The sequence below is a fragment of the Glaciecola sp. HA4-3 genome, from assembly GCF_055693685.1.
On sequence record NZ_CM146340.1, the window covers coordinates 2270355 to 2295330 of the forward strand.

The 24976-nt window shown below is 39.8% G+C and carries 18 protein-coding genes, 5 tRNA genes and 3 pseudogenes; 9 read left to right on the plus strand and 17 right to left on the minus strand.

What is annotated here, in order from left to right; genetic code table 11:
- Nucleotides 1–13: 13 nt before the first annotated feature.
- On the minus strand, nt 14–937 hold the full coding sequence (ribF, locus tag ACZ1G6_RS10810; protein WP_472616309.1) for a bifunctional riboflavin kinase/FAD synthetase: 924 nt from the start codon (nt 935–937) through the stop codon (nt 14–16).
- Between the two features lie 193 nt (nt 938–1130).
- Complete coding sequence (gene murJ / locus ACZ1G6_RS10815; RefSeq protein WP_472616310.1) at nt 1131–2687, minus strand: murein biosynthesis integral membrane protein MurJ; 1557 nt, start codon at nt 2685–2687, stop codon at nt 1131–1133.
- 277 nt (nt 2688–2964) lie between these two features.
- On the opposite strand from murJ, the gene rpsT reads away from it, so the two are divergent.
- The gene (rpsT, locus tag ACZ1G6_RS10820; protein ID WP_472616311.1) at nt 2965–3225 is read left to right on the plus strand and encodes a 30S ribosomal protein S20; all 261 of its coding nucleotides are present in this window, start codon (nt 2965–2967) and stop codon (nt 3223–3225) included.
- A 387-nt stretch (nt 3226–3612) separates the two neighbouring features.
- Here the strand turns inward: rpsT and ACZ1G6_RS10825 are convergent, their stop codons facing one another.
- From ACZ1G6_RS10825 to ACZ1G6_RS10875, 11 genes and pseudogenes are all read right to left on the minus strand, one after another.
- Nucleotides 3613–5502, minus strand: a complete 1890-nt coding sequence (locus ACZ1G6_RS10825; protein WP_472616312.1) for a SurA N-terminal domain-containing protein — start codon at nt 5500–5502, stop codon at nt 3613–3615.
- A gap of 181 nt (nt 5503–5683) precedes the next feature.
- Nucleotides 5684–5956, minus strand: a complete 273-nt coding sequence (locus ACZ1G6_RS10830) for an HU family DNA-binding protein (RefSeq protein ID WP_472616313.1) — start codon at nt 5954–5956, stop codon at nt 5684–5686.
- 266 nt (nt 5957–6222) lie between these two features.
- Nucleotides 6223–8570, minus strand: a pseudogene (gene lon, locus ACZ1G6_RS10835) (endopeptidase La).
- A gap of 98 nt (nt 8571–8668) precedes the next feature.
- A complete protein-coding gene (gene clpX / locus ACZ1G6_RS10840) occupies nt 8669–9943 on the minus strand; it encodes an ATP-dependent protease ATP-binding subunit ClpX (RefSeq protein WP_472616314.1) in 1275 nt (424 codons plus the stop codon).
- Between the two features lie 54 nt (nt 9944–9997).
- Nucleotides 9998–10621, minus strand: coding sequence for an ATP-dependent Clp endopeptidase proteolytic subunit ClpP (gene clpP, locus ACZ1G6_RS10845; protein WP_472616315.1), 624 nt, complete (start codon nt 10619–10621; stop codon nt 9998–10000).
- 89 nt (nt 10622–10710) lie between these two features.
- Entirely contained in the window at nt 10711–12015 is a 1305-nt protein-coding gene (gene tig, locus ACZ1G6_RS10850) for a trigger factor (protein ID WP_472616316.1), read from the minus strand.
- A 285-nt stretch (nt 12016–12300) separates the two neighbouring features.
- Nucleotides 12301–12377 (minus strand) — tRNA-Pro (locus ACZ1G6_RS10855).
- A gap of 13 nt (nt 12378–12390) precedes the next feature.
- Nucleotides 12391–12475, minus strand: a tRNA-Leu gene (locus ACZ1G6_RS10860).
- A gap of 26 nt (nt 12476–12501) precedes the next feature.
- Nucleotides 12502–12577, minus strand: a tRNA-His gene (locus ACZ1G6_RS10865).
- Nucleotides 12578–12655: 78 nt separating this feature from the next.
- A tRNA-Arg gene (locus ACZ1G6_RS10870) sits at nt 12656–12732 on the minus strand.
- Nucleotides 12733–12756: 24 nt separating this feature from the next.
- Nucleotides 12757–12833, minus strand: a tRNA-Pro gene (locus tag ACZ1G6_RS10875).
- A 245-nt stretch (nt 12834–13078) separates the two neighbouring features.
- Between ACZ1G6_RS10875 and folD the strand changes: the two genes are divergently transcribed.
- From folD to ACZ1G6_RS10900, 5 genes are all read left to right on the plus strand, one after another.
- On the plus strand, nt 13079–13933 hold the full coding sequence (gene folD / locus ACZ1G6_RS10880; protein WP_472616317.1) for a bifunctional methylenetetrahydrofolate dehydrogenase/methenyltetrahydrofolate cyclohydrolase FolD: 855 nt from the start codon (nt 13079–13081) through the stop codon (nt 13931–13933).
- Nucleotides 13933–14526 carry a DUF1415 domain-containing protein gene (locus tag ACZ1G6_RS10885; RefSeq protein WP_472616318.1) on the plus strand — a complete coding sequence of 198 codons (594 nt, stop codon included), beginning with the start codon at nt 13933–13935 and terminating at the stop codon, nt 14524–14526. Before folD ends, ACZ1G6_RS10885 begins: the two co-directional genes overlap by 1 nt.
- Nucleotides 14527–14556: 30 nt before the next feature.
- Nucleotides 14557–15249 carry a tRNA (N6-threonylcarbamoyladenosine(37)-N6)-methyltransferase TrmO gene (gene tsaA / locus ACZ1G6_RS10890; RefSeq protein WP_472616319.1) on the plus strand — a complete coding sequence of 231 codons (693 nt, stop codon included), beginning with the start codon at nt 14557–14559 and terminating at the stop codon, nt 15247–15249.
- 95 nt (nt 15250–15344) lie between these two features.
- Entirely contained in the window at nt 15345–17051 is a 1707-nt protein-coding gene (locus tag ACZ1G6_RS10895) for a proline--tRNA ligase (protein WP_472616320.1), read from the plus strand.
- A 12-nt stretch (nt 17052–17063) separates the two neighbouring features.
- Nucleotides 17064–17897 (plus strand): MBL fold metallo-hydrolase, encoded by an 834-nt coding sequence (locus ACZ1G6_RS10900; protein WP_472616321.1) that lies wholly within the window; start codon nt 17064–17066, stop codon nt 17895–17897.
- 4 nt (nt 17898–17901) lie between these two features.
- Here the strand turns inward: ACZ1G6_RS10900 and ACZ1G6_RS10905 are convergent, their stop codons facing one another.
- The 4 genes and pseudogenes from ACZ1G6_RS10905 to guaB form a co-directional block, all read right to left on the minus strand.
- Complete coding sequence (locus tag ACZ1G6_RS10905) at nt 17902–18333, minus strand: hypothetical protein (RefSeq protein WP_472616322.1); 432 nt, start codon at nt 18331–18333, stop codon at nt 17902–17904.
- Nucleotides 18334–18465: 132 nt separating this feature from the next.
- The gene (locus ACZ1G6_RS10910; RefSeq protein WP_472616323.1) at nt 18466–18945 is read right to left on the minus strand and encodes a GNAT family N-acetyltransferase; all 480 of its coding nucleotides are present in this window, start codon (nt 18943–18945) and stop codon (nt 18466–18468) included.
- A 4-nt stretch (nt 18946–18949) separates the two neighbouring features.
- Nucleotides 18950–20528, minus strand: a pseudogene (gene guaA, locus ACZ1G6_RS10915) (glutamine-hydrolyzing GMP synthase).
- A 29-nt stretch (nt 20529–20557) separates the two neighbouring features.
- A pseudogene (gene guaB / locus ACZ1G6_RS10920) lies at nt 20558–22029 on the minus strand (IMP dehydrogenase).
- A gap of 126 nt (nt 22030–22155) precedes the next feature.
- Here guaB and xseA point away from each other — a divergent pair.
- The 3 genes from xseA to ACZ1G6_RS10935 all read left to right on the plus strand — a co-directional run bounded on the left by xseA (nt 22156) and on the right by ACZ1G6_RS10935 (nt 24958).
- Entirely contained in the window at nt 22156–23505 is a 1350-nt protein-coding gene (gene xseA, locus ACZ1G6_RS10925) for an exodeoxyribonuclease VII large subunit (RefSeq protein ID WP_472616324.1), read from the plus strand.
- A gap of 76 nt (nt 23506–23581) precedes the next feature.
- Entirely contained in the window at nt 23582–24559 is a 978-nt protein-coding gene (locus ACZ1G6_RS10930; RefSeq protein WP_472616325.1) for a hypothetical protein, read from the plus strand.
- A 39-nt stretch (nt 24560–24598) separates the two neighbouring features.
- Nucleotides 24599–24958: a DUF805 domain-containing protein gene (locus ACZ1G6_RS10935; protein WP_472616326.1), complete on the plus strand. Its 360-nt coding sequence runs from the start codon at nt 24599–24601 to the stop codon at nt 24956–24958.
- The last annotated feature ends 18 nt before the right edge of the window (nt 24959–24976 follow it).

Below are 24976 nucleotides of genomic sequence, written 5' to 3' on the forward strand. Positions count from 1 at the left end.
TTCAAATTGAAATCTATTTTTGCAACACTGATCTAGCCTTGCTAGCATCAATGTCGATTTGTTTTTTTAATAAAGAGAAGTCCGAAAATTTTTCTTCATCTCTTATTTTTTTCACGCACTCAACGGATATAGTCTGTCCGTACAGGTCGTCACTAAAGTCGAACAGATGCGCTTCTAATTGCACTCGCTGGCCGTTCAAAGTAGGTCTTGAGCCAATATTTACAACACTTGGAAAAGTTCCCTTCATTGTTTTGACTTTAGCGGCATAAACACCTATCAGTGGTGTTTTATGACGTTTTAACAGTACATTAGCAGTTGGATATCCAATAGTTCTTCCATTTTGTTCACCATGTACTACTCTGCCACTTATCGTGAAAGGTCGTCCCAACATTTCGGTAGCGCCGACAAAATCGCCTAAATCAAGTGCTTCACGCACTGCAGTGGAACTTACTCTGCAATCAAGTTTTTTAAGACTAGCAGTGCTTACAACATCAAAGTCATAAACCTCAGATGCGCAGCGCAACATCTGGAAATCACCTAAGCGACGATTGCCAAACCTAAAATCATCACCTACCACTAAAAATCTAACACCGAGTTTATCGACTAATAAACTTTTTATAAAATTTTCAGGAGTCATACTCGAAAAAACACGTGTAAACCGAATACACAACAGCTTATCAATCCCCAGTTCTTTTAACGCATAATATTTGTCTTTTAACAAAGAAAGTCGTGCTGGTGCAGTCTCGGGTGAAAACCTTTCTTCGGGTTGAGGCTCAAAAACCATTACTACGGATGGCACACCAAGTGCTTTTGCTTTTTGAATTAAATTTGTAAGCACAGCTTGGTGCCCCAGATGAACACCATCAAATTTCCCAATGGTAAGTACACAACCTTGCTGTTGCAGAGAAATATTATGAATGCCTCTAATTAGTTCCACGAAATTCTATCTACCTGCTTAGCCCGTCAAAATTAAGTTTTTATTATTTTTCGCAAGGAAAACGCAAACCCTTCTGTATGGGCGCTACTATGCACAAAACTCACCGATTATAAACTAGATAGCCTTTAATACAACGCCTTAGAAAGCCAAATATATGAACTTTTCAGGTGCTCAAGAACATATTGACTGAAATTTAGGGTTTATTTATAAATTCGCGTGGACGAATACCCAGAACAAAAAGCGCTAACGCATATATTGAAGCGCCTGAAACAATTACGATGCTCAGGTTACTTACCCGTTCAGCCAGAGCAGCCTCAAACCAAGATAAATTGTGATACAAATAGACTACAAAGAGCGTCATCAAGCTCGATGCGAACACTATTTTCAGAACAAAAAACCACGTTGAAGAAGGTATTTTATAAATACCTAAGAAACTTAATCGGCGATATAAAAGAATGGCGTTTAAGGCACCTGAAAGGGCAGTCGCCATTGCTAAACCAACATAACTAAATGGTATTGCTAACATCAAATTAAAGACCATATTGGCTACCATGGTAATGATGCCATATTTAACGGGTGTTTTTGTGTCTTGTCTTGAATAAAATGCAGGCGCAAATATCTTTACAAGCATAAAACCAAACAAACCGGTGCCATAGGCCATTAAGCTATAAGAAGCCATTTGAGTATCATCTAAGGTAAATTCACCTCTTTGAAATATCACTAATAACAGTGGCGTTGACAAGGCGACTAATGCAAACGATGCGGGAATACCTAAAAGTGCAATAAGACGAAATGCCCAATCCATGTTTTGTTTAAACGATACTGCGTCTTTTTGTACATGATTGCGTGAAAGTGTTGGTAAGATAACTGTTGCAATTGCAATACCAAATAGACCCAAAGGAAATTCAAGCAGCCTATCAGAATAATAGAGCCAACTTATCGAACCGGTCATTAGGAAACTAGCAATTAAGGTATCTAGCAAAAGGTTAATTTGACTCACTGAGACACCAAACAAAGCAGGTATCATTAACACTCTCACTTTTTTGACATTTGGATCAGACCACGCCCAACGTGGTTTTACTAGTAGCTTAGCTCGATATAAAAATGGCAATTGAAATAGCAACTGCACAGCACCGCCGATGAAAACACCCCAAGCTAATGCATAAGCACCATGCTCGAAATACGGCGTTAAAAAATAGGCACAAGCTATGATGCTAATATTGAGTAAAACGGGAGTAAATGCGGCTACAGCGAACTTATTTAAGGTGTTCAATATTGCCCCTACAAACCCTGCAAGAGAAATAAAAAATATATAGGGGAAGGTGATTTTAAGAAGTATTGATGCCAGCTCGTATTTGTGGCCACTTGGTTCATCATTTAAGTAAGCAATAAACCACCCTGTTCCAAACACGGCAGCGATGACAGAGGAACCAAGAACTCCGACAATCGCCGTCATAAATACAATGACGCCTAGGGTTCCTGACACTTTAGCAACAAAGGACGTTAACTGTTTGGGGTCGTTTTTAGCTTGTACTTCGGTCAATACCGGAATAAAGGCTTGTGCAAAAGCCCCTTCTGCAAACAAACGTCTTAGAAAGTTTGGGATTTTGTTCGCGAAAAAAAACACATCTGCTGCAGCACCCGCCCCCATAAAGTTTGCCACAACAACGTCTCTAACAAGCCCCAACACCCTTGAAAGGAAAGTCATCGAGCTTACAATAATTCCTGCCTTTAGAAGCTTTTTCGCCATTATGTCAATTAAATACCTAAAAAATGCAAGCGTTTTACTGCTGTGCCAACGTAGTAATGTGTAAGCCCAATTCTAAACAGGAAAACAAAGTTTCGATAGTAAAATACTGAATTTCAGCAAAACCAAGTATAAATTTGCTCGTTTTGAATAACATTTCGCAATTGGTTAATCTATTTTCGTGTTTTTTGTTATTTATGTGTCTAATTCATTGACAAAATCGCGAATAACTTGGATAATCCGCACCCTTAATTTTACATCATTTTTTAGGAGTTACACCTTGGCTAACATTAAGTCTGCTAAGAAACGTGCAATTCAGGCCGAAAAGCGTCGCCAGCATAATGCAAGCCGTCGCTCCATGACTCGTACGTGCATCAAAAAAGTCATCGCTGCTATTGAAGCAGGCGATAAAGAAGCAGCACAAACTGCATTTAATACTGCAGCACCTGTGCTTGATAGAATGGCAACTAAAGGTCTTATTCATAAAAATAAAGCCGCTCGCCATAAGTCACGCTTAAACGCACAAATCAATGCTCTTTAGTTTGTAAATAAACATAGAGCACAAAAAACCAGTCTTACAGACTGGTTTTTTTATACCTGTTTTTTAGTCTTTGCACCTTAAACTTACGTACTATAGATAATCTTCTAAGGTATGAGAGAGTATTTTGATAAAATATATATTTCTTTTTCCCATCATCTTATGTGTCGCTTGGACGTTATATTTAAAAGCTAATGGTTACAACATAGAGAAAGGCAAAAAAGGCTATGTCTATATTGCGGTGGTTTCAACAGTGATTGTGATATTTTTTGCCACTATTTGGTTACTCACACGCTAACGAAGTATTAACGCAAAAAAATTAAGCAGGCATTAAGTTGTGAATACTTCATGCCTGCTTTTAAATTATTATTGTTAGTATCGAAGCTATGGTTATTGCGTGATAATTTGTATATCAGCTTCCGCTCGTAAGGCATCAATAAAGTTCGCATACGTCTGCTGAGCTAGCTGATTAGCAATTTGCTGCTGGCTTGACGCGACTAAGGCTTCGTCAGCTGGTTCAGCGTTGTTAACAGCTAATAGCTTAATTACGCCGACATTACCGTCACTTAAGGTGACTATTGAAGTATTATCGCTTTGCTCTAAACCTAGTGTGAAGAGTTCTGAGACCATTTCACGAGGCAATTGAGCATCATTTCTTGATACCGCTTCAACAAGCTGCCAAGTCAAGCCTTGCTCGTCTAATAATGATTGAGAATCTTGTTCATTCAACAATGCATCTTGGATGCTTTGTGCGTATTCAAAAGCTTGGTTTTGGGCTTTTTCAATTCTAAGGATATCGGTGATTTGCTCTGTCACCTCTTCGACACTTTGAGTACGTTGAGGTTTATGTTCTGCTACTCGAGCAACCATCACTAAATCATTACTTAACTCAATAAGGTCACTATTTAATTGTCCGTTAATTAGATCATCAGAAAATGCAATATCATTTAACTGTGGATAGTTAACACCCGCCGGTAAATTACCCTGTTCAAAAAAGCCTGTCTCAATTATTGGTTTATTTATGGCTTGTGCAACAACCTCTAGTGAATCAGCCTCTTCAAACGCTAGACGTTGCATTTCATTTTGCAAAGAAAAATACTCGTCAGTAGCCTTAGAATTAATTAATTCTGCAGTTAGCTCTTCGCTTATTTGATCAAAAGGTGTTGTTGTAGATGCGACAAAGTCAGTTAACTTTATAATGTGTAAACCAAATTCTGATTCAACTACGTCGCTCACTTGGCCAGTTGTATTAAGCGCAAACGCTGCATCTTCGAACGCTCCACTGTAGTCGCCTTCAGAAATAAAATCTAAATCACCGCCATCTTCAGCACTTAACAAATCGTCAGAAAACTCCCCAGCAAGACTAGCAAAGTCTTCACCAGCTTTTATTCGTTCAAGAACCGTTGCCGCTTTTTCTCTAACTGCGTCGGCATCTTCACCTAATTCAAAAAGGATATGCGACACTCTACGCTGAGCATCGCTAGTATATGCTCTTATATTATCTTGATAATATGTTTGGACTTCTTCAGGAGAAACTTCAACTTTAGCCTCTAAGTCTGAAATCGATAAAGTAACGTAAGCTAAACGAACCTGCTCTTGGGTATCAAAATCGGTAATATTTAGCTGATAATAGGTCTGAATATCTTCTTGAGTGACTTCTACTGTTTCTTGATATTTAGCAATATCAATAATCAAGTTATTTGCATCTCTAGTTTGAGCTTGAAGATCTAGGAATTTCTTGGCTTGATACTCAACACTAAATGTTGAGCCATTTAAAGCTTGTGCCAATTGATTTCGTGTAATTTGCTCTCGAATATATTCAGCAAATTGAGTCGGTGTGAAACCAGCCCTTTGAAGCGTATTTTGATACATTTCATTGTCAAATTGGCCAAGCAATTGGAATTCGGGCATTTGAGCGATAGTTTCTTTAATTTGATCATCGCCTACTCTTAAGCCCATAGATGCCGCTTTTTGAGATACTAGTTTCTCGCTGATTAGACGATCAAGTACATCTGCGCGAAATTGATTAATATAAGCTTCGCTTGAAAACAACGAACTAAACGAATCACCGAATTGGCTTTCTAATCGAGCTCGTTCATTGGAATACGCTGTTTCAAGTGTAGAACTAGGGATTTCTTCACCATTAACAATCGCAACTGCATCACTCGCAGATGAGCCTATATAACTACCGACCCCTGTAAATACAAAGCTCACGACAATAAGGGCGACAATACCAATAGCCCAAGGTCCTTGTATACCTTCTCTTATGTTCTGTAACATTTTTTACATTAACCTTTAGTTTTACACCATCATTCGACGGATAATGAAATAGTCTATAAAATTTTGGTAGGATTATACCGATTGTTGCGACGATACGCGAGAGATTAAGAGGCTTTTGAGTGAATTTTACACACAAAAAAGGCGATGAAAACATCGCCTTTGAAAAAACTAAAAAATAAACTTAGTTTACTGCGTCTTTAAGCGCTTTACCTGCTTTAAAAGATGGTACTTTTGCCGCTGCGATTTGAATAGTAGCGCCAGTTTGTGGGTTGCGTCCACTACGTGCAGCACGGTCACGTACTGAGAATGTACCAAAACCAACTAATGCAACTTGGTCTCCAGCTTTAAGTGCTTCTGTTACTGCATTAGTAAATGCGTCGACTGCACGTCCAGCTGCAGCTTTAGAAATGTCTGCGCTAGTTGAAACGCTATCTACAAGTTCACTTTTGTTCACAATATGATCCCCTTCGTTGTTATTATATTGCTTTTAATAAATTTAGATGCATGGCGACTTAAGATAATTCACTATCACCAACACTTTTATTTAGAATTATTATATAAAAGTCTTCCAGCCCTTTATTAATAAGGCTTTAAGCTATTACCCTCTTAAGGTAGCACAACTGGCATGAATGTGAATACCAAAATGTAAAAAAAGAGAAAAAAACGTTTTTTTTTCGTTTTTCTTATAAAAACGCCCTTAAATTAAGGGCTCTTTGTGTTTTAAGACGCTACGCTGAACGACTTTACTGGGTTTTCTAACGCGATATCCAATACTTCATCTATCCATTTGACTGGATGGATATCTAAATCACCAATCACATTTTCAGGAATTTCTTCCAAATCCCTTTCATTTTCGTAGGGGATCACAACCGTTTTAATCCCGCCTCGATGCGCAGCGAGTAGCTTTTCTTTCAATCCACCAATCGCTAATACTTCTCCGCGTAATGTTATCTCACCAGTCATCGCAACATCACATTTAACCGGGTTACCCGTTAATGACGATACTAGCGCAGTACACATACCGATTCCCGCACTCGGCCCATCTTTAGGCGTAGCACCTTCGGGAACATGGACGTGTATATCTCGTTTTTCATGAAAATCATCATTGATTCGCAGCTTTTCAGCTCTTGACCTCACTACCGTCAATGCTGCTTTGATTGATTCTTGCATTACATCACCCAAAGAGCCTGTTGCAGTCGTTTTACCTTTACCAGGCACTGCACTGGTTTCGATCGTCAATAAATCGCCTCCAACTTGAGTCCATGCTAAACCGGTCACCTGTCCGATTTGATTTGCTTTGTCCGCTTTGCCATAGTCAAACCTTTGGACGCCTAGGTAATCTTTTAAGTTGTCTTGATTAACGACTACAGGGCCCTTTTCTTTTTTCAACAAAATATTTTTAACTGCTTTACGACAAATTTTAGATATTTCTCGCTCTAAACTGCGCACACCAGCTTCTCGCGTGTAATATCTGATAATACCTATTATCGCAGAGTCTTCTATTTTAAGCTCATTTGCTTTTAAACCGTTACGTTTCATTTGTTTTTCAAGTAAATGTCTTAACGCAATATTCAATTTTTCATCTTCGGTGTAACCCGATAATCGAATGACTTCCATTCTATCGAGCAAAGGTCCAGGGATGTTCATACTATTTGAGGTAGCAACAAACATAACATCCGATAAATCATAATCGACTTCTAGATAATGGTCACTGAAGCTTGAATTTTGCTCTGGGTCAAGCACTTCTAGCAATGCAGAAGATGGATCACCACGCATATCAGACGACATCTTATCGATTTCATCTAGCAAAAACAGTGGGTTTTTAACCCCTACTTTTGACATTTTTTGAATCAGCTTACTATAGGCAAAGAACCAATGTATGTCCTCCTATGGCCTCTTATTTCAGCTTCATCTCTAACGCCGCCTAATGCCATTCTTACATATTTTCGACCTGTCGCTTTGGCAATAGATTGTCCTAAAGATGTTTTACCAACTCCCGGCGGTCCAACCAAACAAAGAATCGGACCTTTGAGTTTTTTCACCCTTTGTTGAACAGCCAAATATTCTAAAATTCTTTCTTTTACTTTTTCTAGACCATAATGGTCGTTATCAAGGATATCTTCTGCTTTTGACAAATCTCTTTTTACAGCGCTTCGTTTATGCCAAGGCACAGAAAGTAACCAATCAATATATGATCTTACCACGGTCGCTTCGGCCGACATCGGCGACATCATCTTTAATTTATTTAATTCAGCATTAACTTTATCTTGTGCTTCTTGAGGCATTTTTGCCTCTTCAATCTTTTTCGATAAAGCCTCAAATTCATCAGGTGCATCATCCAACTCACCTAGTTCTTTTTGAATAGCCTTCATTTGTTCATTTAGGTAATACTCGCGCTGGCTTTTTTCCATCTGCTTTTTAACACGCGTTCGAATTTTCTTTTCGACTTGTAAAAGATCTATCTCACCTTCCATCAGCCCCATCAAAAACTCTATGCGGTCTAATACTAAGCGCATTTCCAAGACTTTTTGCTTTTCAGCAAGCTTGAGTGGCATGTGCGCAGCCATGGTATCAGCTAACCTAGCAGCGTCTTCGATACCGTTTAATGACGTTAACACTTCGGGAGGAATCTTTTTGTTCAGCTTAACGTAACCTTCAAACTGGGAAATAGCTGACCTTATAAGAACTTCTTGCTCGCTTTCTTCCATTGCGACATCGTGTATTTCTTCAATATCAGCAACAAAAAATGGTTCAAGCTCGGTAAAGTTAGTTACTTTGGCCCTAACATTTCCCTCAACTAGAACTTTGACGGTGCCATCTGGCAACTTCAATAATTGCAAAATTGTGGCGACTGTTCCAACGTCAAATATTTCATCGGTTTTTGGCTCATCAATCGCAGCATCAGTTTGCGCAACCAAAAAAACCTTTTTGTCATTTTCCATCGCCGCTTCTAAGCATTGAATTGACTTTTCTCTGCCTACAAATAAAGGAATTACCATATGCGGATACACAACGACATCACGAAGTGCTAAAACGGGCATACCATTGAGATTAGTACTCTCGGTCATTTTACTCTCTTAAAACTTTAACATTAGCTTATATATATGGGGTCCCCTCTTTAAAGTTTAAAGTAGGGACAAAAAAGGGCCGTAACAGGCCCTTTACATTATTCTGAAGCAGCCTTTTTGTCGTTGCTTTCGTATATCAATAATGGCTCGGATTCACCTTTAATTACGGTCTCATCAATCACTACTTTTGACACTTCAGGTGTAGAAGGTAAAGAGTACATTGTGTCAAGCAAAACAGCCTCAACAATTGAACGTAGACCTCTAGCTCCTGTTTTACGAGACATCGCCTTTGCCGCAATAGCTCTTAATGCATCTTCTCTGAATTCTAACTGAGCGTCCTCAAGAGCAAAAAGCGCTGCATATTGTTTGGTTATGGCATTTTTAGGCGCTTGAAGAATTTCAATCAAGGCTTCTTCATCTAGCTCTTCTAAGCTGGTAACGACCGGCAAACGCCCAATAAACTCAGGAATTAATCCATATTTGACCAAATCTTGTGGCTCAACATCTTTGAACAGGCTTGATATCGTTTCGGATTGTGAGTCAGCTTTAACTTCAGCCCCAAACCCTATTCCTGTTCCTTTTGCAGAGCGTTGCTCAACCACTTTATCTAAGCCTGCAAATGCACCACCACAAATAAATAATATCTTTGATGTATCTACTTGCAAAAACTCTTGCTGAGGATGCTTGCGACCGCCTTGTGGTGGGACAGAAGCGATGGTTCCTTCAATCAATTTTAACAGTGCTTGTTGTACACCTTCACCAGAAACATCTCGAGTAATTGATGGATTATCCGACTTTCGCGAAATCTTATCTATTTCATCAATATACACAATCCCACGCTGGGCTTTTTCAGGATCATAATCACATTTTTGAAGTAATTTTTGAATAATGTTCTCTACATCTTCGCCAACATATCCAGCTTCAGTAAGTGTTGTTGCATCGGCCATTGTAAATGGCACATCCAACAACCTCGCTAAAGTTTCAGCTAATAATGTTTTACCGCTACCTGTAGGGCCAATTAGCAGAATATTACTTTTACCAAGCTCTACACCATCGTGAACATCACCGTTTTTTAGCCTCTTATAGTGGTTATATACCGCAACAGATAATACTTTCTTTGCATGCTCTTGACCAATCACGTAATCGTCAAGGTGGGCATGAATTTCACTTGGCGTTGGCAAAGCGTCAGCCTTTTGCTTAGGTGATATCTCTTTTATCTCTTCACGTATAATATCATTGCATAGCTCAACACATTCATCACAAATGAATACTGAAGGCCCCGCAATTAGCTTTCTGACCTCATGCTGGCTCTTGCCACAGAACGAACAATAGAGAAGCTTGTTATCTCCTGACTTAGAATCGTTGTCACTCATACTTTATGCCTTTCTTTGCATTCTTACATGTGCATATTTATTATGCTTCGTCTTTTACTTACCGACATCAGAGCGTTTAGTCAACACACTGTCAACTAAACCGTAATCACAAGCTTCTTGTGCACTTAAAAAGTTATCTCTGTCAGTATCTTTTGCAAGTTTTTCGTACTTTTGCCCTGTATGTTCAGCCATTAGTCTATTTAGTTTCTCTTTAATAGACAGGATTTCTTTAGCATGTATTTCAAAATCAGACGCTTGTCCCTGAAACCCACCAAGAGGTTGATGTATCATCACTCGAGCATTAGGTAATGCATATCGCTTGCCTTTTGCGCCAGCCGACAACAAAAAGGCTCCCATAGAAGCGGCTTGCCCAACACAAACAGTACTGACATCCGGCTTTATGAACTTCATAGTGTCATATATTGCCATACCAGCGGTAACAGAACCACCAGGTGAATTAATATACAAAAAGATATCTTTCTCGGGATTCTCAGCCTCCAAAAACAGCATTTGCGCGACAATCAAGTTGGCCATATGGTCTTCAACTTGCCCTACCAAAAAGATCACGTTTTCTTTTAATAGACGAGAATAAATATCGAAAGAGCGCTCGCCTCTAGCGGTTTGCTCTATGACCATGGGAACGAGTGCTGCAGATGGATCGATTGTATTATTTATCATTTTGTCTCTTTTTTAATTAAAAAAAATGCCCGGATAGTCCGAGCATTTAATCAGTTGATAACCTGTAAAGTCAATCACTACGTAAAAATTTACGCCTTTTTGTTCATAACTTCATCAAACGATTTTTTAACTTCTTTGACTTTCGCTTTTTCTAATATAGTGTCGATTGCTTGTTCTTCAAGCGCCAAGTTCTGAATTTGTTGTAATAACTCTTGGTTATTTTTGTAATATTCAACAACTTCGGTTGGATCTTCGTATGCAGACGCGGTTGTTGCGATAAGTGCATCAACTCGTTCTTGTTCGACTTCTAGCTTGTTCTGTTTAATAACCTCGCCAATTAATAGACCGACACTAACTCTCTTTTTGGCATTATCAGTAAACATATCTGCTGGCAATTCAGGCAAATTCTCTGCATTTCCTTGTTGAGCAAAACGTTGTTTTGCTTGCTCTCTAAGCGCTTCAACTTCTTGGTCAATTAAGCCTTGAGGTACGTCAACATCATTTGCTTCAAGCAACGCAGCTATTACTGCTTCTTTTACGTTAGTTTTCAGCGTTTGGTCTAGTTCGCGTTGCATATTCTTTTTGACTTCTTCTTTAAGTGCGTCAACACCACCTTCAGTCACGCCAAATAATGTCGCAAATTCATCATCTAATTTAGGTAAGTTTAGGCCTTCAACCTTTGAGACTTTTATATCAAATTTTGCGTCTTTACCCTTTAAGGCTTCTGCGTGATAGTCTTCAGGGAAAGTAACCTCTGCTACAACTTCATCACCCACCTTTGCACCAACCAACGGGTCTTCGAACCCTAGTATCATCTGACTCTTTCCAAGCTCAATTGGAAAGTCTTCTGCTTTACCGCCGTCAAATTCCTCGCCATCAATGCTACCCACAAAATTAATGGTCAACTTATCGCCTTTCTTCGCTTTACGTTTACATTCTTTAAACGTCGCGTGCTGAGTCTGAAGCGTTTTCATCATTTCGTTTAGGTCTTTGTCAGCAATAGTTACTACTGGCTTTTCAACCTTTAATTTATCCAAGCCTTCTACTTTAACTTCAGGATAGATTTCAAACACAGCAGCAAACTCAAGGTCTTCGCCTGACACATCTTTTGTTAGCTCAAACTGAGGCATGCCTGCAGGATTGATTTTTTCTTGCATAATTGCTTGGTAAAAATGCTGTTGCATTACTTCGCCAGAGACTTCTTGACGCACTGCGTTACCAAAACGTTTTTGGATAACACTTACCGGTACTTTTCCTGGACGAAAACCGTTTATACGTTGTGTTTTTGCTAATTGTTGTAAACGTGATTTAACTGCCGTGTCAACAGATGCAGCTGGAACGGTAATAGTAAGACGGCGTTCTAAACCTTGAGTCGTCTCGACTGAAACTTGCATTATTCTACCTCAACTATGCGCCTTATTGCGCTTTATGATATCAATAAAACATTGCTTAAATATATTCAAGCAGCTGCTTTGACTAGTATTGCTTTTGCTTATACTGCAAAAGTGTTTGGCCGTGAACACACATGACCAATCAAAAAGGACGCCAGATTATACAGATAGACATTGATCTAGTCGAGCATAAGATGTTCACAATTTAAAAAAAGATCGTGTCAGATTAAAATTTGTATCATTTTGCTTCGAATGATGTCACTTTGATTGGCATTGTATATGTGATGATGGTCGGTGAGATAGGATTCGAACCTACGACCCCTTGGACCCAAACCAAGTGCGCTACCAAGCTGCGCCACTCACCGTTATATCAATAGATGGTGCGGAAGGAGAGACTTGAACTCTCACGCCGTGAAGCACTGGAACCTAAATCCAGCGTGTCTACCAATTCCACCACTTCCGCTTTTTTCTTATGTAAGGAGAGAAAGATGGGGTGGACGATGGGATTTGAACCCACGACAACCGGAATCACAATCCGGGGCTCTACCAACTGAGCTACGCCCACCACTGACTCTTTTGTTGCTGCATACATTGTATATTAAACACATCGTATGATGTTACGCTTTTATTGCTGTGACGTGCATGGCGCGTCCGGCAGGATTCGAACCTGCGACCACCCGCTTAGAAGGCGGGTGCTCTATCCAGCTGAGCTACGGACGCTCATCGAATCGTCAAAGCATAAAGTGGTCGGTGAGATAGGATTCGAACCTACGACCCCTTGGACCCAAACCAAGTGCGCTACCAAGCTGCGCCACTCACCGACAATGTGAACCGAAGGACTAACCTCATGCTCACGGGTGGCGCATATTACCTACAGAACTTATGATCGTCAAACACTTTTTGCATTGAGTTTGTGATTTTAGGTTATTTTTTTTTGTAGGTCGAATTTACATACTGTAATTGTTCAAGATTTGCGCGCAGTGAGTGTTTTATATAACTTTCAGCATAGTTTTTTAATAGTAAATTCCCTACAATATAAAAATTGTTGTTTTACTTAAGTTATCTCATGACTGCAAAACTGATCGACGGAAAAAAAATCGCAAAGCAAGTACGTATGAATGTTGCCTCACACATAGAGACATTAAAAGAGGCTCAAAAACGTCTTCCTGGCTTAGCAGTTGTATTGGTCGGCGAAAATCCCGCCTCTCAAGTTTACGTTGCTAACAAGACAAAAGCCTGTGCAGAAGTTGGCTTGGTATCAAAAGAATTTAAATTACCAGCTAGCACCAACCAACAAGCGCTTTTGGAGCTAGTTGATAAATTAAATGCAGATTCAGACATTGATGGTATCCTCGTGCAGTTGCCCTTACCAGCAGGCTTGCATGCTGAGGAAATTCTTGAGCGTATTCATCCTAAAAAAGACGTAGATGGTTTTCACCCATATAATATAGGAAGACTTGCCCAGCGAATGCCAGCATTACGACCGTGCACACCCAAAGGTATCATGACGATGATTGAATCCACCAAACGCAGAGTAAAAGGCCTTAACGCAGTAATTGTTGGCGCATCAAATATCGTCGGAAGACCTATGAGTTTAGAGTTATTGCTCGCAGGATGCACAGTTACAACTTGTCACAAGTTTACAAAAGACCTTAAATCACATGTGTTGAATGCAGATTTATTAGTGGTTGCTGTGGGTAAACCGAACTTTATTCCCGGAGAATGGATAAAAAGTGGTGCAATCGTGATTGATGTAGGCATTAATCGACTAGACGATGGAAGCCTTACAGGCGATGTTGAGTTTGATACAGCAAAAGAACGCGCTGACTGGATAACCCCAGTGCCGGGGGGCGTAGGTCCAATGACCGTAGCAAGTCTGATTGAAAACACCTTAGAATCGTATGTTGAATACCACAGTTAATGACTCATAAAGATGAAGCAGAGCAACCACCATCTAATGCTCGAAATATGACGATTAGGTGGTTAGATGAAGTCGTTATAGGAGAGGATTTTTGTCCGTTCGCAAAATTACCAAGAAAACGAAACGCGATTGCATTGCATGTAAATAGTGACAACTTTACTGACTCATTTGATCAAAAAGATGCTCAAGTATTCACTTCTATCATTGAGCAGGAATGTGAACATTTAAATGATCATCCCGAAACCGAAACAAGCTTATTAATATTTAGCAAAAGCTTAAGCAGCTTCGCACTTTATTTGGACTTTTTAGAACTAGCGACCCAAATAATAGAGCAACAAGGTTATAGCGGCATATATCAGCTAGCAAGTTTCCATCCTGATTATCTATTTGAATCAGAAGCAATCGGCGATATTAGTCATTTTACTAACCGTTCTCCTTTTCCTATGCTCCACTTTATAAGAGAATCGAGTATTAGTGCTGCGTTAAACACCTATCATGAGCCCGAAAAGATCCCTGAGCGAAACGTAGACCATGCGCGCCATTTAGGGAAAGCGTTTTTCAAACAGTTTCTAATAACGTCATCTGACCGATAAACGTTGGTTACATGAGGACCTTAAGTCGAAATGGAATATAACATTGCGCCAATTGGACATATTCTTACGCCTTTTTATGATAAATTTTCAGTCCCACGACAGGGACATGGACTTAGCTTAGCTAAAGGTACTATAGAATTTACCAATCAAGTGAAGCCAGAACAGGCCCTAGAAGGTATTGAACACTATTCACACCTTTGGATACTGTTTGTTTTTGATCAAAATATTGAAAGTGGATTTAAGAACAAAATCCGCCCTCCAAGACTTGGAGGAAACAAAAAAATAGGCGTGCTGGCTAGTCGAAGTAGCTTTAGACCAAATAATATTGGTATGTCTTTAGTAAAAAATGATGGCGTAAGTGGCACTAAACTGAATGTTTCAGGAGTCGATATGGTGAGCAATACGCCAATCATCGACATTAAACCATATGTGCCATATGCGGACCGATGTGATGAAGCAACTACAACCCTTGCTCACATGCCTACTAAAAGCAAGTTAGCGGTTCAATATCATGATGACCTTACCGGCTCATTGAATGACATACAGTTAATTCACCCAGATTTCACAGACCTTTTAGAGAATATCTTGTCGCTAGACAGCAGGCCTGCATACAAACGCTTACAAACAGATACAAAGCTTTATTTTACTAGACTTTATGATTATGAAGTTTCATGGAAGATAGTGGAAAACCGTGTATTAGTATTGTCAGTCTGTCGTAAATAACAATTTTATTTCATCACACACATAACTTTTTCTTTTGTCTGTGCATGCACACTGGTAAAATCTAAAGAAATTCAAACACAAAGAAAACTGTCCTCATGCGAACAAGCCAATACTTACTAGCCACTCAAAAAGAAGTCCCTAGTGAAGCTGAAGTCATAAGTCATCAACTCATGCTGCGAGCGGGTATGGTGCGCAAAATCGCTGCAGGTTTATATACATGGCTACCGACGGGTCTACGAGTGTTGGCCAAAGTAGAAAAAATCGTAAAAGAAGAGATGAATAAAGCAGGTGCGCTTGAAATAAATATGCCGGTAGTTCAACCTGCCGATTTATGGCAAGAGTCTGGGCGTTGGGAAGAGTATGGGCCTGAGCTATTGCGTATACAAGACCGACATAAACGGGACTTTGTTTTAGGCCCAACGCACGAAGAAGTCATTACCGCGCTGGTACGAAACGATGTTAGCAGCTACAAACAATTACCGCTGAATGTATATCAAGTACAAACCAAATTTCGAGACGAAGTAAGACCAAGGTTTGGTATTATGCGCTCAAGAGAATTTGTCATGAAAGATGCTTATTCTTTTCATTTAGATGAAGCTTGTTTGGACAAAACTTATCAAACAATGCATCAAGCTTATTGTAATATTTTTGAACGAATTGGCTTAGAGTATCGTCCTGTTATTGCTGACTCAGGTTCTATAGGTGGCGCTGTGTCACACGAGTTTCACGTGCTGGCCGAATCTGGAGAGGATGATATAGCATTTAGCAACATGTCGTCATACGCTGCCAATGTTGAGCTTGCACAAGCCGTCTGTTTGGAAACTGCAAATACACCAAAGCAAGCCCTCACACTGGTAGAAACAGGCGACGCAAAAACAATCGAAAGTGTATCAAAAACACTCGGAACAAGCCCCGAGCAATCAGTTAAGACACTTATTGTTAAAGGAAGTGAGCAAGCACCGGCATCATTAATTGCACTAATATTGCGCGGCGACCATAGCCTCAATGAAATAAAAGCGTCAAAACACGAATGGGTAGCGCAACCGCTGGAGATGGCCGAAGAGTCGTCGGTAAAAGAGATATTTTCATGTGGGTTTGGTACCCTAGGCCCAGTTGAATGCCCTATTCCAATAATAATTGATACCAGTGCAGCCGCATGCAGTGATTTTATATGCGGAGCGAATCAAGATAACAAGCATTATACTGGCGTAAACTGGGATAGAGATGTACCGTCTTATGAAGTAGCCGATTTGCGTAGTGTTGTTGCGGGCGACCCAAGTCCAGATGGTAAAGGACAATTAGAAATTCGCAAAGGTATAGAGGTGGGGCACATATTTCAATTAGGTGACAAATATTCTCAAGCAATGAATTGTGGGGTATTGACGGACACCGGAAAGCATCAAGTGCTACAAATGGGTTGTTACGGAATTGGCGTCACTCGAATAGTGGCAGCAGCGATAGAACAAAACCATGATAAGTTTGGGATAAAATGGCCAGATGCAATTGCGCCTTTTAAAGTTGTTATTATTCCTATGAATATGCACAAATCTGTGCGTGTTCAAGAGGCTGCATCTAAAATATATCAAGACTTGTTAGACGCGGGCGTAGAGGTATTATTTGATGATCGTAAAGAAAGGCCTGGAGTAATGTTTGCAGACATGGAACTTATTGGGGTTCCTCATAGTATCGTTGTTGGTGAAAGAAACTTAGACAATCATGAAGTTGAATATAAAAGTCGACAAAGTGGTGAAAAAACTATGCTCAAGGTTGATTCTGTTGCTACATTTATTACAGCAAAATAAACAAGGATTCATGTGAAAGTAACTTTTTATGGAGTAAGAGGATCAATTCCAACGCCTGATCCAGACTTTGTCCGCTATGGCGGAAATACTGCTTGCGTGCATATTGAACTGCGGTCAGGAACAGACATCGTATTAGATGCTGGGACTGGTATAAGGGCTTTAGGTGGGCAACTTGTACAAAAGACGACCCCTATCCATATTTTGCTTTCTCATAATCACTGGGATCACATTCAAGGTTTTCCTTTCTTTCCGCCCATATATCAAGCAAAACGTAAAATATTTGTTGTCCCGGGTATGACACACGAAGAGCGACCAAAAGCATTTTTAGAGCAGATGCAAGGCAGTTTTTTCCCTGTTCCACCTGAAGCCATAGGCTCTGATATTCAAGTCCTTAGGCCTGAAGAAGATGTTTGGCAAGTCGAAGAGGCCACCATTACGCGGCTTCCAATTAATCACCCTGGAGGAGGCAGCTGTTACACAATCGATGATGGACGCACAAAGATTGCCTACATTACGGATAATGAACTATACCCTCCTTACGCCAAAAGTACTGATTTTCTAGAATTTGTAGAAATATCAAAAGACGCAGATTTATTAATACACGATGCTCAGTATTTGATTGAAGACATGCCAGCAAAGTCTGGCTGGGGACACTCAGTTGCAGAAGAAGCCATTAAACTAGCATTAGCGGCAAATGTAAAAAAACTGGCTTTATACAGTCACGATCCCGAACGAACGGATGAAATGGTTGATGAGGTCGTGTCTCACGCTAATGACATCATCATGATCGGTGGTGGCCAGAGTGAATGCTTTGGTGCTAGTGAAGGCCTTAGCATTGAATTTTAAGCAATTACAATCGGTAAGATGATTGAATAAGCTTTGCACCAAAAATCTCGACTTGCTCTTTTAGCTGCGCGTTATCTGCGGCAACATTTATGTAATAGTAACTAGGCCTAACTGATTTTATTTCTGGCAAAGGTTTATGTTGTGCCAAGATAAAATTCAAGACTTCATTGCATTTTCCAATATGCCGAGCTTTTAAGTCTATACCAATGGTGTTCTCGTGCGATACATAAACGCTACCAATTAAGGATGCGTTATCAATAACAAGATACCAATAGCGATAAGGATGTTGCTGAACAAATAAATGATGCTCATCAAAACTTATGTTACTTGTTTTGCTAATGTTATATAGGCGCTGCTGTAGCAACTCATAAAGTAATTGAGCATCTTCAATAGAGTCCGACACCTCTTTAAATAATAATTCATTGTTTTGTTTCATAGATTTCTTGATTATGAATGCTTGCGAATATTTAGTGATAATAATACATCGTTCATGCGTTATCGCATTAACTTCTATATTTTAAATTGTTTTTTCTAGTTTTGTCCTCTACACAGCACTGTAAAAAACGAATTAGTCAGGCTTCATTATCAGTGAAATTGTGCCGCTTTTTTGAGATTTATTGAGTGAAAATGTGGTAAACCCGCAATGAGTAAATAAAGCGATGCTGGCTTTATTTTTATCCTTTATAAGTGCAATGATGGGCAGCTTGTTTTGCTCGTGAAAACGTGCGGTCGCTTCCGTGAGTAGGCGTTTTGCGAGGCCCTGACCTCTGAAGTCAGGATTCACGTTGATTGAAACAAATGCTTGTTGATGATCCTTTTGGATATCAAAACGACACGTTCCATATTTGTGGCCAGTATTAATATCATCAGCAACATAAAGTGTTTGTTGCTCAGAATTCAAAGCCTTTTTAAACCAAGCAGTGTGGTGTTCTTCTAAAACCACATCGGTATTAATCGACATTTCACGTGTGTGCACATCATTTCGCCAAGAAAGAATATCAAGACAATCGTCTATACTTGCCTCTCTTAAGCGAAATGATCCATTCACCTATTTATTCCCACTCAATTGTTGCTGGCGGCTTTCCTGAAATATCATAAACAACTCGAGAAATGCCATCGACTTCATTGATAATTCTATTGGATACTCTACCTAGAAAATCATAAGGAAGATGGGCCCATCTAGCAGTCATAAAGTCAATGGTTTCAACCGCTCTCAACGATACAACCCAATCATATTTTCTCATATCTCCCATTACACCGACCGAACGAACAGGTAAGAAAACAGTAAATGCCTGACTGACCTTATGATATAAATCAGCATTGTGTAGCTCATCAATAAAGATTGCGTCTGCTTTGCGCAATAAATCACAGTATTCTTTTCTAATTTCCCCTAAAACTCTCACCCCTAAGCTCAGGCTATGGAAAAGGGTGTCTATACAGCATATCGTAAGGTAGACCTAACTCAAGACCGATTTTGCGCACTTCATCTTTAAAAAGCTCTCTCAATGGCTCAACCAGTCCAAGCTCCATATCATCTGGCAAACCACCTACATTATGATGTGATTTTATAACATGAGCTTTACCTGTTTTTGAACCTGCCGATTCAATCACATCTGGATAAATTGTACCCTGTGCTAGCCACTTTGCATTCACAAGTTGTTTTGCTTGTTCATCAAACACATATACAAATTGATTACCGATGATTTTTCGCTTTTTTTCTGGATCTGTTTCGCCAGCTAAAGCATCAAGGAAACGTGATTCTGCGTCAACTTTAATTATGTTTAATCCAAAATGATCGCCAAACATGTCCATGACTTGTTGACCCTCATTCAAGCGCAATAAACCATTATCAACAAATACACAGGTTAGGTTTTTACCAATCGCCTGATGAAGGAGCATTGCCGTCACTGAAGAATCAACACCACCAGATAAGCCCAAAACAACTTCTTCATCGCCAACTTGAGCCTTAATACGTTCTACAGCATCCTCTATGATAGAAGCGGGAGTCCATAATGATTCGCACTTGCAGATTTGTTTTACAAAATGCTCAAGTATTCTAAGACCTTGCTTCGTATGTGTCACTTCTGGGTGAAACTGCACACCATAAAATTGTTTATCTTCGTTTACCATTGCCGCATGCGGACAATTGCTTGTTTGTGCAATCGTTTTGAAATCATGTGGGACTTCTAATACTTTGTCACCATGACTCATCCACACATCTAGAAGAGCGTTCCCATTGCTAGCGATTTCATCTTCTATTTTATCAAAAAGCGATGCACTTTCTAACAGCTCAACCTGCGCATAACCAAATTCACGCAAATCAGATCCTTGCACCTTTCCACCCAACTGATGTGCCATTGTTTGCATGCCATAGCAAATACCCAAAACTGGTACACCTGCGTTAAACACATATTGGGGAGCGCGAGGAGAATTAGCTTCAGTAACCGATTCTGGCCCTCCTGATAGAATAATACCATCAGGTGCAAATTCACGAATTTGTGACTCATTGACATCCCATGCCCATAACTCACAATAAACGCCTATTTCACGTACGCGTCTTGCAATTAATTGAGTGTATTGTGAACCAAAATCTAAGATTAGGATCCTTTGGCTATGTATATTCTGTGACATTTAACGTCCTACATGTAAAAGATAGTTTATTAACCCAAACGATAATTTGGTGCTTCTTTTGTAATACTTACATCGTGTACGTGTGACTCACCCATACCTGCAGACGTAACGCGAACAAACTTGGGCTTAGTACGAAGTTCTTCGATTGTTGCACAGCCAGTTAAACCCATCGCTGAGCGTAAACCACCAAGTTGCTGATGAATTATGTTTGCTATTGGGCCTTTATATGCAACACGCCCTTCTATTCCTTCAGGCACTAACTTCTCGGCGCTGCTATCAGTTTGAAAATAACGATCTGAAGAACCATGACTTTGATCCATTGCGCCTAGTGACCCCATTCCACGATAAGACTTATAATACCGACCTTGATATAGCTCGACTTCACCCGGCGCTTCTTCAGTGCCTGCAAGCATACTTCCTACCATGACTGAACTTGCACCAGCGACTAATGCTTTTGCTATATCGCCTGAGAACCGAATGCCGCCATCAGCAATCACCGGCACATCAGTATCTTTAATAGCATCAACCGCATCACTGATGGCAGTAATTTGTGGAACCCCACAACCTGTTACTATCCTTGTAGTACAGATTGAACTAAGGCCCTATTCCTACTTTTACTGCGTCTACGCCCGCATCAACGAGTGCTTTTGCCCCTTCACCAGTAGCAACATTACCAGCTATCAGTTGGAGTTGTGGATACAAAGAGCGAATATGTCTAACCTTTTCAATGACACCTTGTGAGTGCCCATGAGAAGTATCAATCAATAAAACATCTACTCCCGCTTCGACTAAAAGTTGAATACGTTCTTGCGTACCAGGTCCTACACTAACCGCAGCACCTACTCTTAATCGGCCTTGCTCGTCTTTACATGCATTTGGTTTGCTTTTAGCTTTTTGAAAATCTTTTACTGTGATTAGGCCGCTGAGTCTAAATTGTGCATCAACTACAAGAATCTTTTCAATACGGTATTCATGCATCAAATCCATTACTTTATCTGGGCTAGCATCAGGCGTCACTGTTACCAATTTATCCTTCCCAGTCATTACCTTGCTAACTGGTTCTTCCAAGCGATTTTCAAATCGTAAGTCGCGACTCGTTACAATACCGATTAGATTTTTTTGATTATCAACCACAGGAAAACCTGAATACCCAAGCTTTTTCGACAGGGCAATGGTTTCACCTATTGTATCATTGGCGCTTACTGTGACTGGATCCAATACCACTCCACTTTCGTGCTTTTTCACGGTTAGTACATGCTTCGCTTGTGCTTTAGGCGTCATATTTTTGTGAATAAAACCGATGCCGCCCTCTTGCGCCATCGCAATGGCTAAATTCGCTTCAGTTACTGTGTCCATAGCGGCAGACATGAGCGGCATATTGAGCGCAATCTTGCGGGTAAGTTTTGTTTTTAATACTGCGGTGTGAGGTAGAACCTGAGAGTGACTCTGGTACTAAAAGTACGTCGTCAAAAGTGAAAGCTTCTTTTTCAATGCGTAACATGCAATTTAACCTATATACTAGTGTCGTAATTGCGGTGCAATTGTAGTGTTTTTTAATACCTAGGTAAACTTAAATTATGCTATCTTAGCGAAAATTTTATTCTGAATGAAAAAAGCACCTTTACTTATGTTTGCGGTACCACAAGAAATTAAAATTATCTCCGTTTCAAAACTCAATCGTTTTGCCAAACAAATACTTGAAAGTGAAATCGGACAGGTGTGGGTAAGTGGGGAGATTTCCAATTTTACTAGAGCAAGTTCAGGGCATTGGTATTTCACCCTCAAAGATGAACGAGCTCAAGTAAGAGCTGCAATGTTTAAAGGGGCTAACCAATCTTTAGCGTTTGTGCCTAAGCATGGTGATAAGGTCGTAATACGCGCTAATGTAGGAATTTACGAGGCGCGTGGTGATTATCAACTAGTCGCAATGCATATGGAGCCCGAAGGCCTAGGTCAGCTGAAACAGGCATTTGAAGCCTTAAAACTATCACTACAAAATGAAGGCTTGTTTGACCATGCAGCAAAACAATCATTGCCACAGAAAATTAATACCATTGGTTTAGTTACGTCACAAACAGGCGCAGCGGTGCATGATATTTTGCACGTATTGGCGCGACGTAACCCATCTATAAACGTTATTATTTACCCAAGTATGGTGCAAGGTGATGCTGCCGCAAAGACTATTGCAGCGCAAATTAAAATCGCCAATGAAAGAAATGAAGTCGATGTGCTAGTAGTTGGACGTGGGGGCGGCTCGCTTGAAGACCTTTGGCCATTCAACGAAGAAATAGTCGCACGTGCCATATTCGAATCGAAACTGCCCATTGTATCTGCCGTTGGTCATGAAGTTGACGTTACTATTGCTGACTTTGTCGCTGATGTGCGCGCTGCAACGCCTTCTGCAGCTGCCGAATTAGTCAGTGAGGACAAACGCGCATTAGAATCAGGTTTAAACGAAAAAAAACGAGCCCTTATGAACGCATTTTCGCGTTTATTGGAAAATAGACAACAAAATGTGCATCAGTCTATTTCATCCTTGCAACGTAATCATCCAGTTAAGCAAATAAACCAACTTGCTCAATCACTTGACTATATGCATAAGCGTCTACTTGCACAGCATCCCAACAAACTTATTGCAAATCAAAAAGATAGTCTTAATTATCTCGAGCAACGACTTTTTGCACAACATCCTCTTGATCGCATCAGACTTGAAAGTAAACGGTGTCATGATAGTCAAAATCGTTTGGAATGCGCAGTAAATCAGATGATAAAAAGTAAAGTAAAAGACTTATCAAGAAGCTCTGACTTATTAAATACAGTAAGTCCTTTAGCAACCATGGAGCGAGGATTTAGCGTTGCTTTTAAAAATGAAACGATTTTGAAAAGTATTAATAATGTAAATATTGATGATACCTTAGTCACAAAAGTCGTTGATGGTGAGATACATTCAAAAGTTGTCAAAACAACGAAGCAATAAGTTTCTTAAGATAAATAAATTTGCTATGCTCTAGGGCGTTAAAACTATAATAATAATTGTCTGATAGAGTGCATTAATGAAGTTGTTTCAAATCCTAATTGTTCTTTTTTGCGCCGGACTTGCTTTGTTTTCCCCGTTTGCAACTAGTGCCTTGAAAGCCCCTGAACTTCCAGTTTTTGCTGCATACCTCAGTGACCATGCTCTAGAGCGTTGTCAAAACATTAGTGGTTGCCAAAAAAATGTATTTGATGCAAATAAACTCAATGAATTAACAAATCAGATTGACAAATATGGTGACCTTAGAAGTACGCTTGATAGTTCTCAATATGAAATTTTAATAGCAAGCGCTCTGTTTGAAAATCAGCTTCTATTGGAAGTCACAACAATGTGGCGAGGCATTCCATTAAACGAAAAGAGCTATCATTTTGATACATCACAACACCTAATTACCGAATCAGCAAAACAAATTCTTACAACGTGGTTAAATGAGGTTCAATTAACTGAAGTTTTTAACCCCGAGACCATCTATTCTGTTCTTAATGCAAGCGATTACTCGAGTGATTTAAAAGTACCTTCACTTGTTGGGAATTTTACACTACTTGAATCTGCTTCTTATCGAGATCCTCTTTTAGGAAACATTAGTCGATATACTCACCCAGAATACGAAGACGCTGTATTTGATATATCAGTTTATCCATTTTCCCCTTTTGTATTAAAACCCAAAAACTTAAAACAAGAAATGCAGGAACAAGTCAAACAAATTACGGAGCTTATCGCAGCCGCACAGATAGAACAATTTGTGTTGTCTGAGATAGAAGCGACTCAAATAGTCAAAGATGGTAAACAATTTGACGGATATCGAGTCATGGTTGCGCTAGGTACACCCAATGATCCAATTTACAGTACTCAGTATGTATTCAAGCAGCATGACAAGGTTATCAAGTTCTCGTCAAATATACCAAAGGACATGATGCACAATTTAGTAACAGAAACCCTAGATAAAATTACCGTGCCACCTGAGTCGACTTTCATGAAGGAGTTGAGGCAAGGTTAATACCTAAACAAAATTTCATTCAACAAAAAGGAAAATAAAATGGAATGGTATATTAAAGTACTAAAAAATTATGTGACATTTTCAGGCCGAGCAAGACGAAAAGAATATTGGATGTTTATTTTATTCAATTTGATTATCTCTGTGGTACTTGGCCTACTAGACGGCTTATTATTAGGGGGCAATGGATTTATAGGCATGATTTATTCGTTGGCTATTTTTCTTCCTTCTTTGGCAGTGCTAGTACGTAGGTTGCACGATACAAACAGAAGTGGATGGTGGGTACTAATTGCACTTGTGCCATTAATTGGCTTTCTTGTATTGCTAGTATTTGCCGTTCTAGAGGGTGATATGGGTGAAAACGACCATGGCGCTAGCCCCAAAACAGGCGTAGAAATTTAATTGCATTTCGCATAAAAA

What these genes read in the sequence shown, in the direction of transcription:
- xseA (WP_472616324.1), top strand. Translation starts at nt 22,156, where the DNA reads ATGTTTGCGGTACCACAAGAAATTAAAATTATCTCCGTTTCAAAACTC.
- folD (WP_472616317.1), top strand. Translation starts at nt 13,079, where the DNA reads ATGACTGCAAAACTGATCGACGGAAAAAAAATCGCAAAGCAAGTACGT.
- ACZ1G6_RS10935 (WP_472616326.1), top strand. Translation starts at nt 24,599, where the DNA reads ATGGAATGGTATATTAAAGTACTAAAAAATTATGTGACATTTTCAGGC.
- ACZ1G6_RS10825 (WP_472616312.1), bottom strand. Translation starts at nt 5,502, where the DNA reads ATGTTACAGAACATAAGAGAAGGTATACAAGGACCTTGGGCTATTGGT.
- ACZ1G6_RS10905 (WP_472616322.1), bottom strand. Translation starts at nt 18,333, where the DNA reads ATGAAACAAAACAATGAATTATTATTTAAAGAGGTGTCGGACTCTATT.
- clpP (WP_472616315.1), bottom strand. Translation starts at nt 10,621, where the DNA reads ATGATAAATAATACAATCGATCCATCTGCAGCACTCGTTCCCATGGTC.
- ACZ1G6_RS10930 (WP_472616325.1), top strand. Translation starts at nt 23,582, where the DNA reads ATGAAGTTGTTTCAAATCCTAATTGTTCTTTTTTGCGCCGGACTTGCT.
- murJ (WP_472616310.1), bottom strand. Translation starts at nt 2,687, where the DNA reads ATGGCGAAAAAGCTTCTAAAGGCAGGAATTATTGTAAGCTCGATGACT.
- ACZ1G6_RS10895 (WP_472616320.1), top strand. Translation starts at nt 15,345, where the DNA reads ATGCGAACAAGCCAATACTTACTAGCCACTCAAAAAGAAGTCCCTAGT.
- tig (WP_472616316.1), bottom strand. Translation starts at nt 12,015, where the DNA reads ATGCAAGTTTCAGTCGAGACGACTCAAGGTTTAGAACGCCGTCTTACT.
- ACZ1G6_RS10885 (WP_472616318.1), top strand. Translation starts at nt 13,933, where the DNA reads ATGACTCATAAAGATGAAGCAGAGCAACCACCATCTAATGCTCGAAAT.
- tsaA (WP_472616319.1), top strand. Translation starts at nt 14,557, where the DNA reads ATGGAATATAACATTGCGCCAATTGGACATATTCTTACGCCTTTTTAT.
- clpX (WP_472616314.1), bottom strand. Translation starts at nt 9,943, where the DNA reads ATGAGTGACAACGATTCTAAGTCAGGAGATAACAAGCTTCTCTATTGT.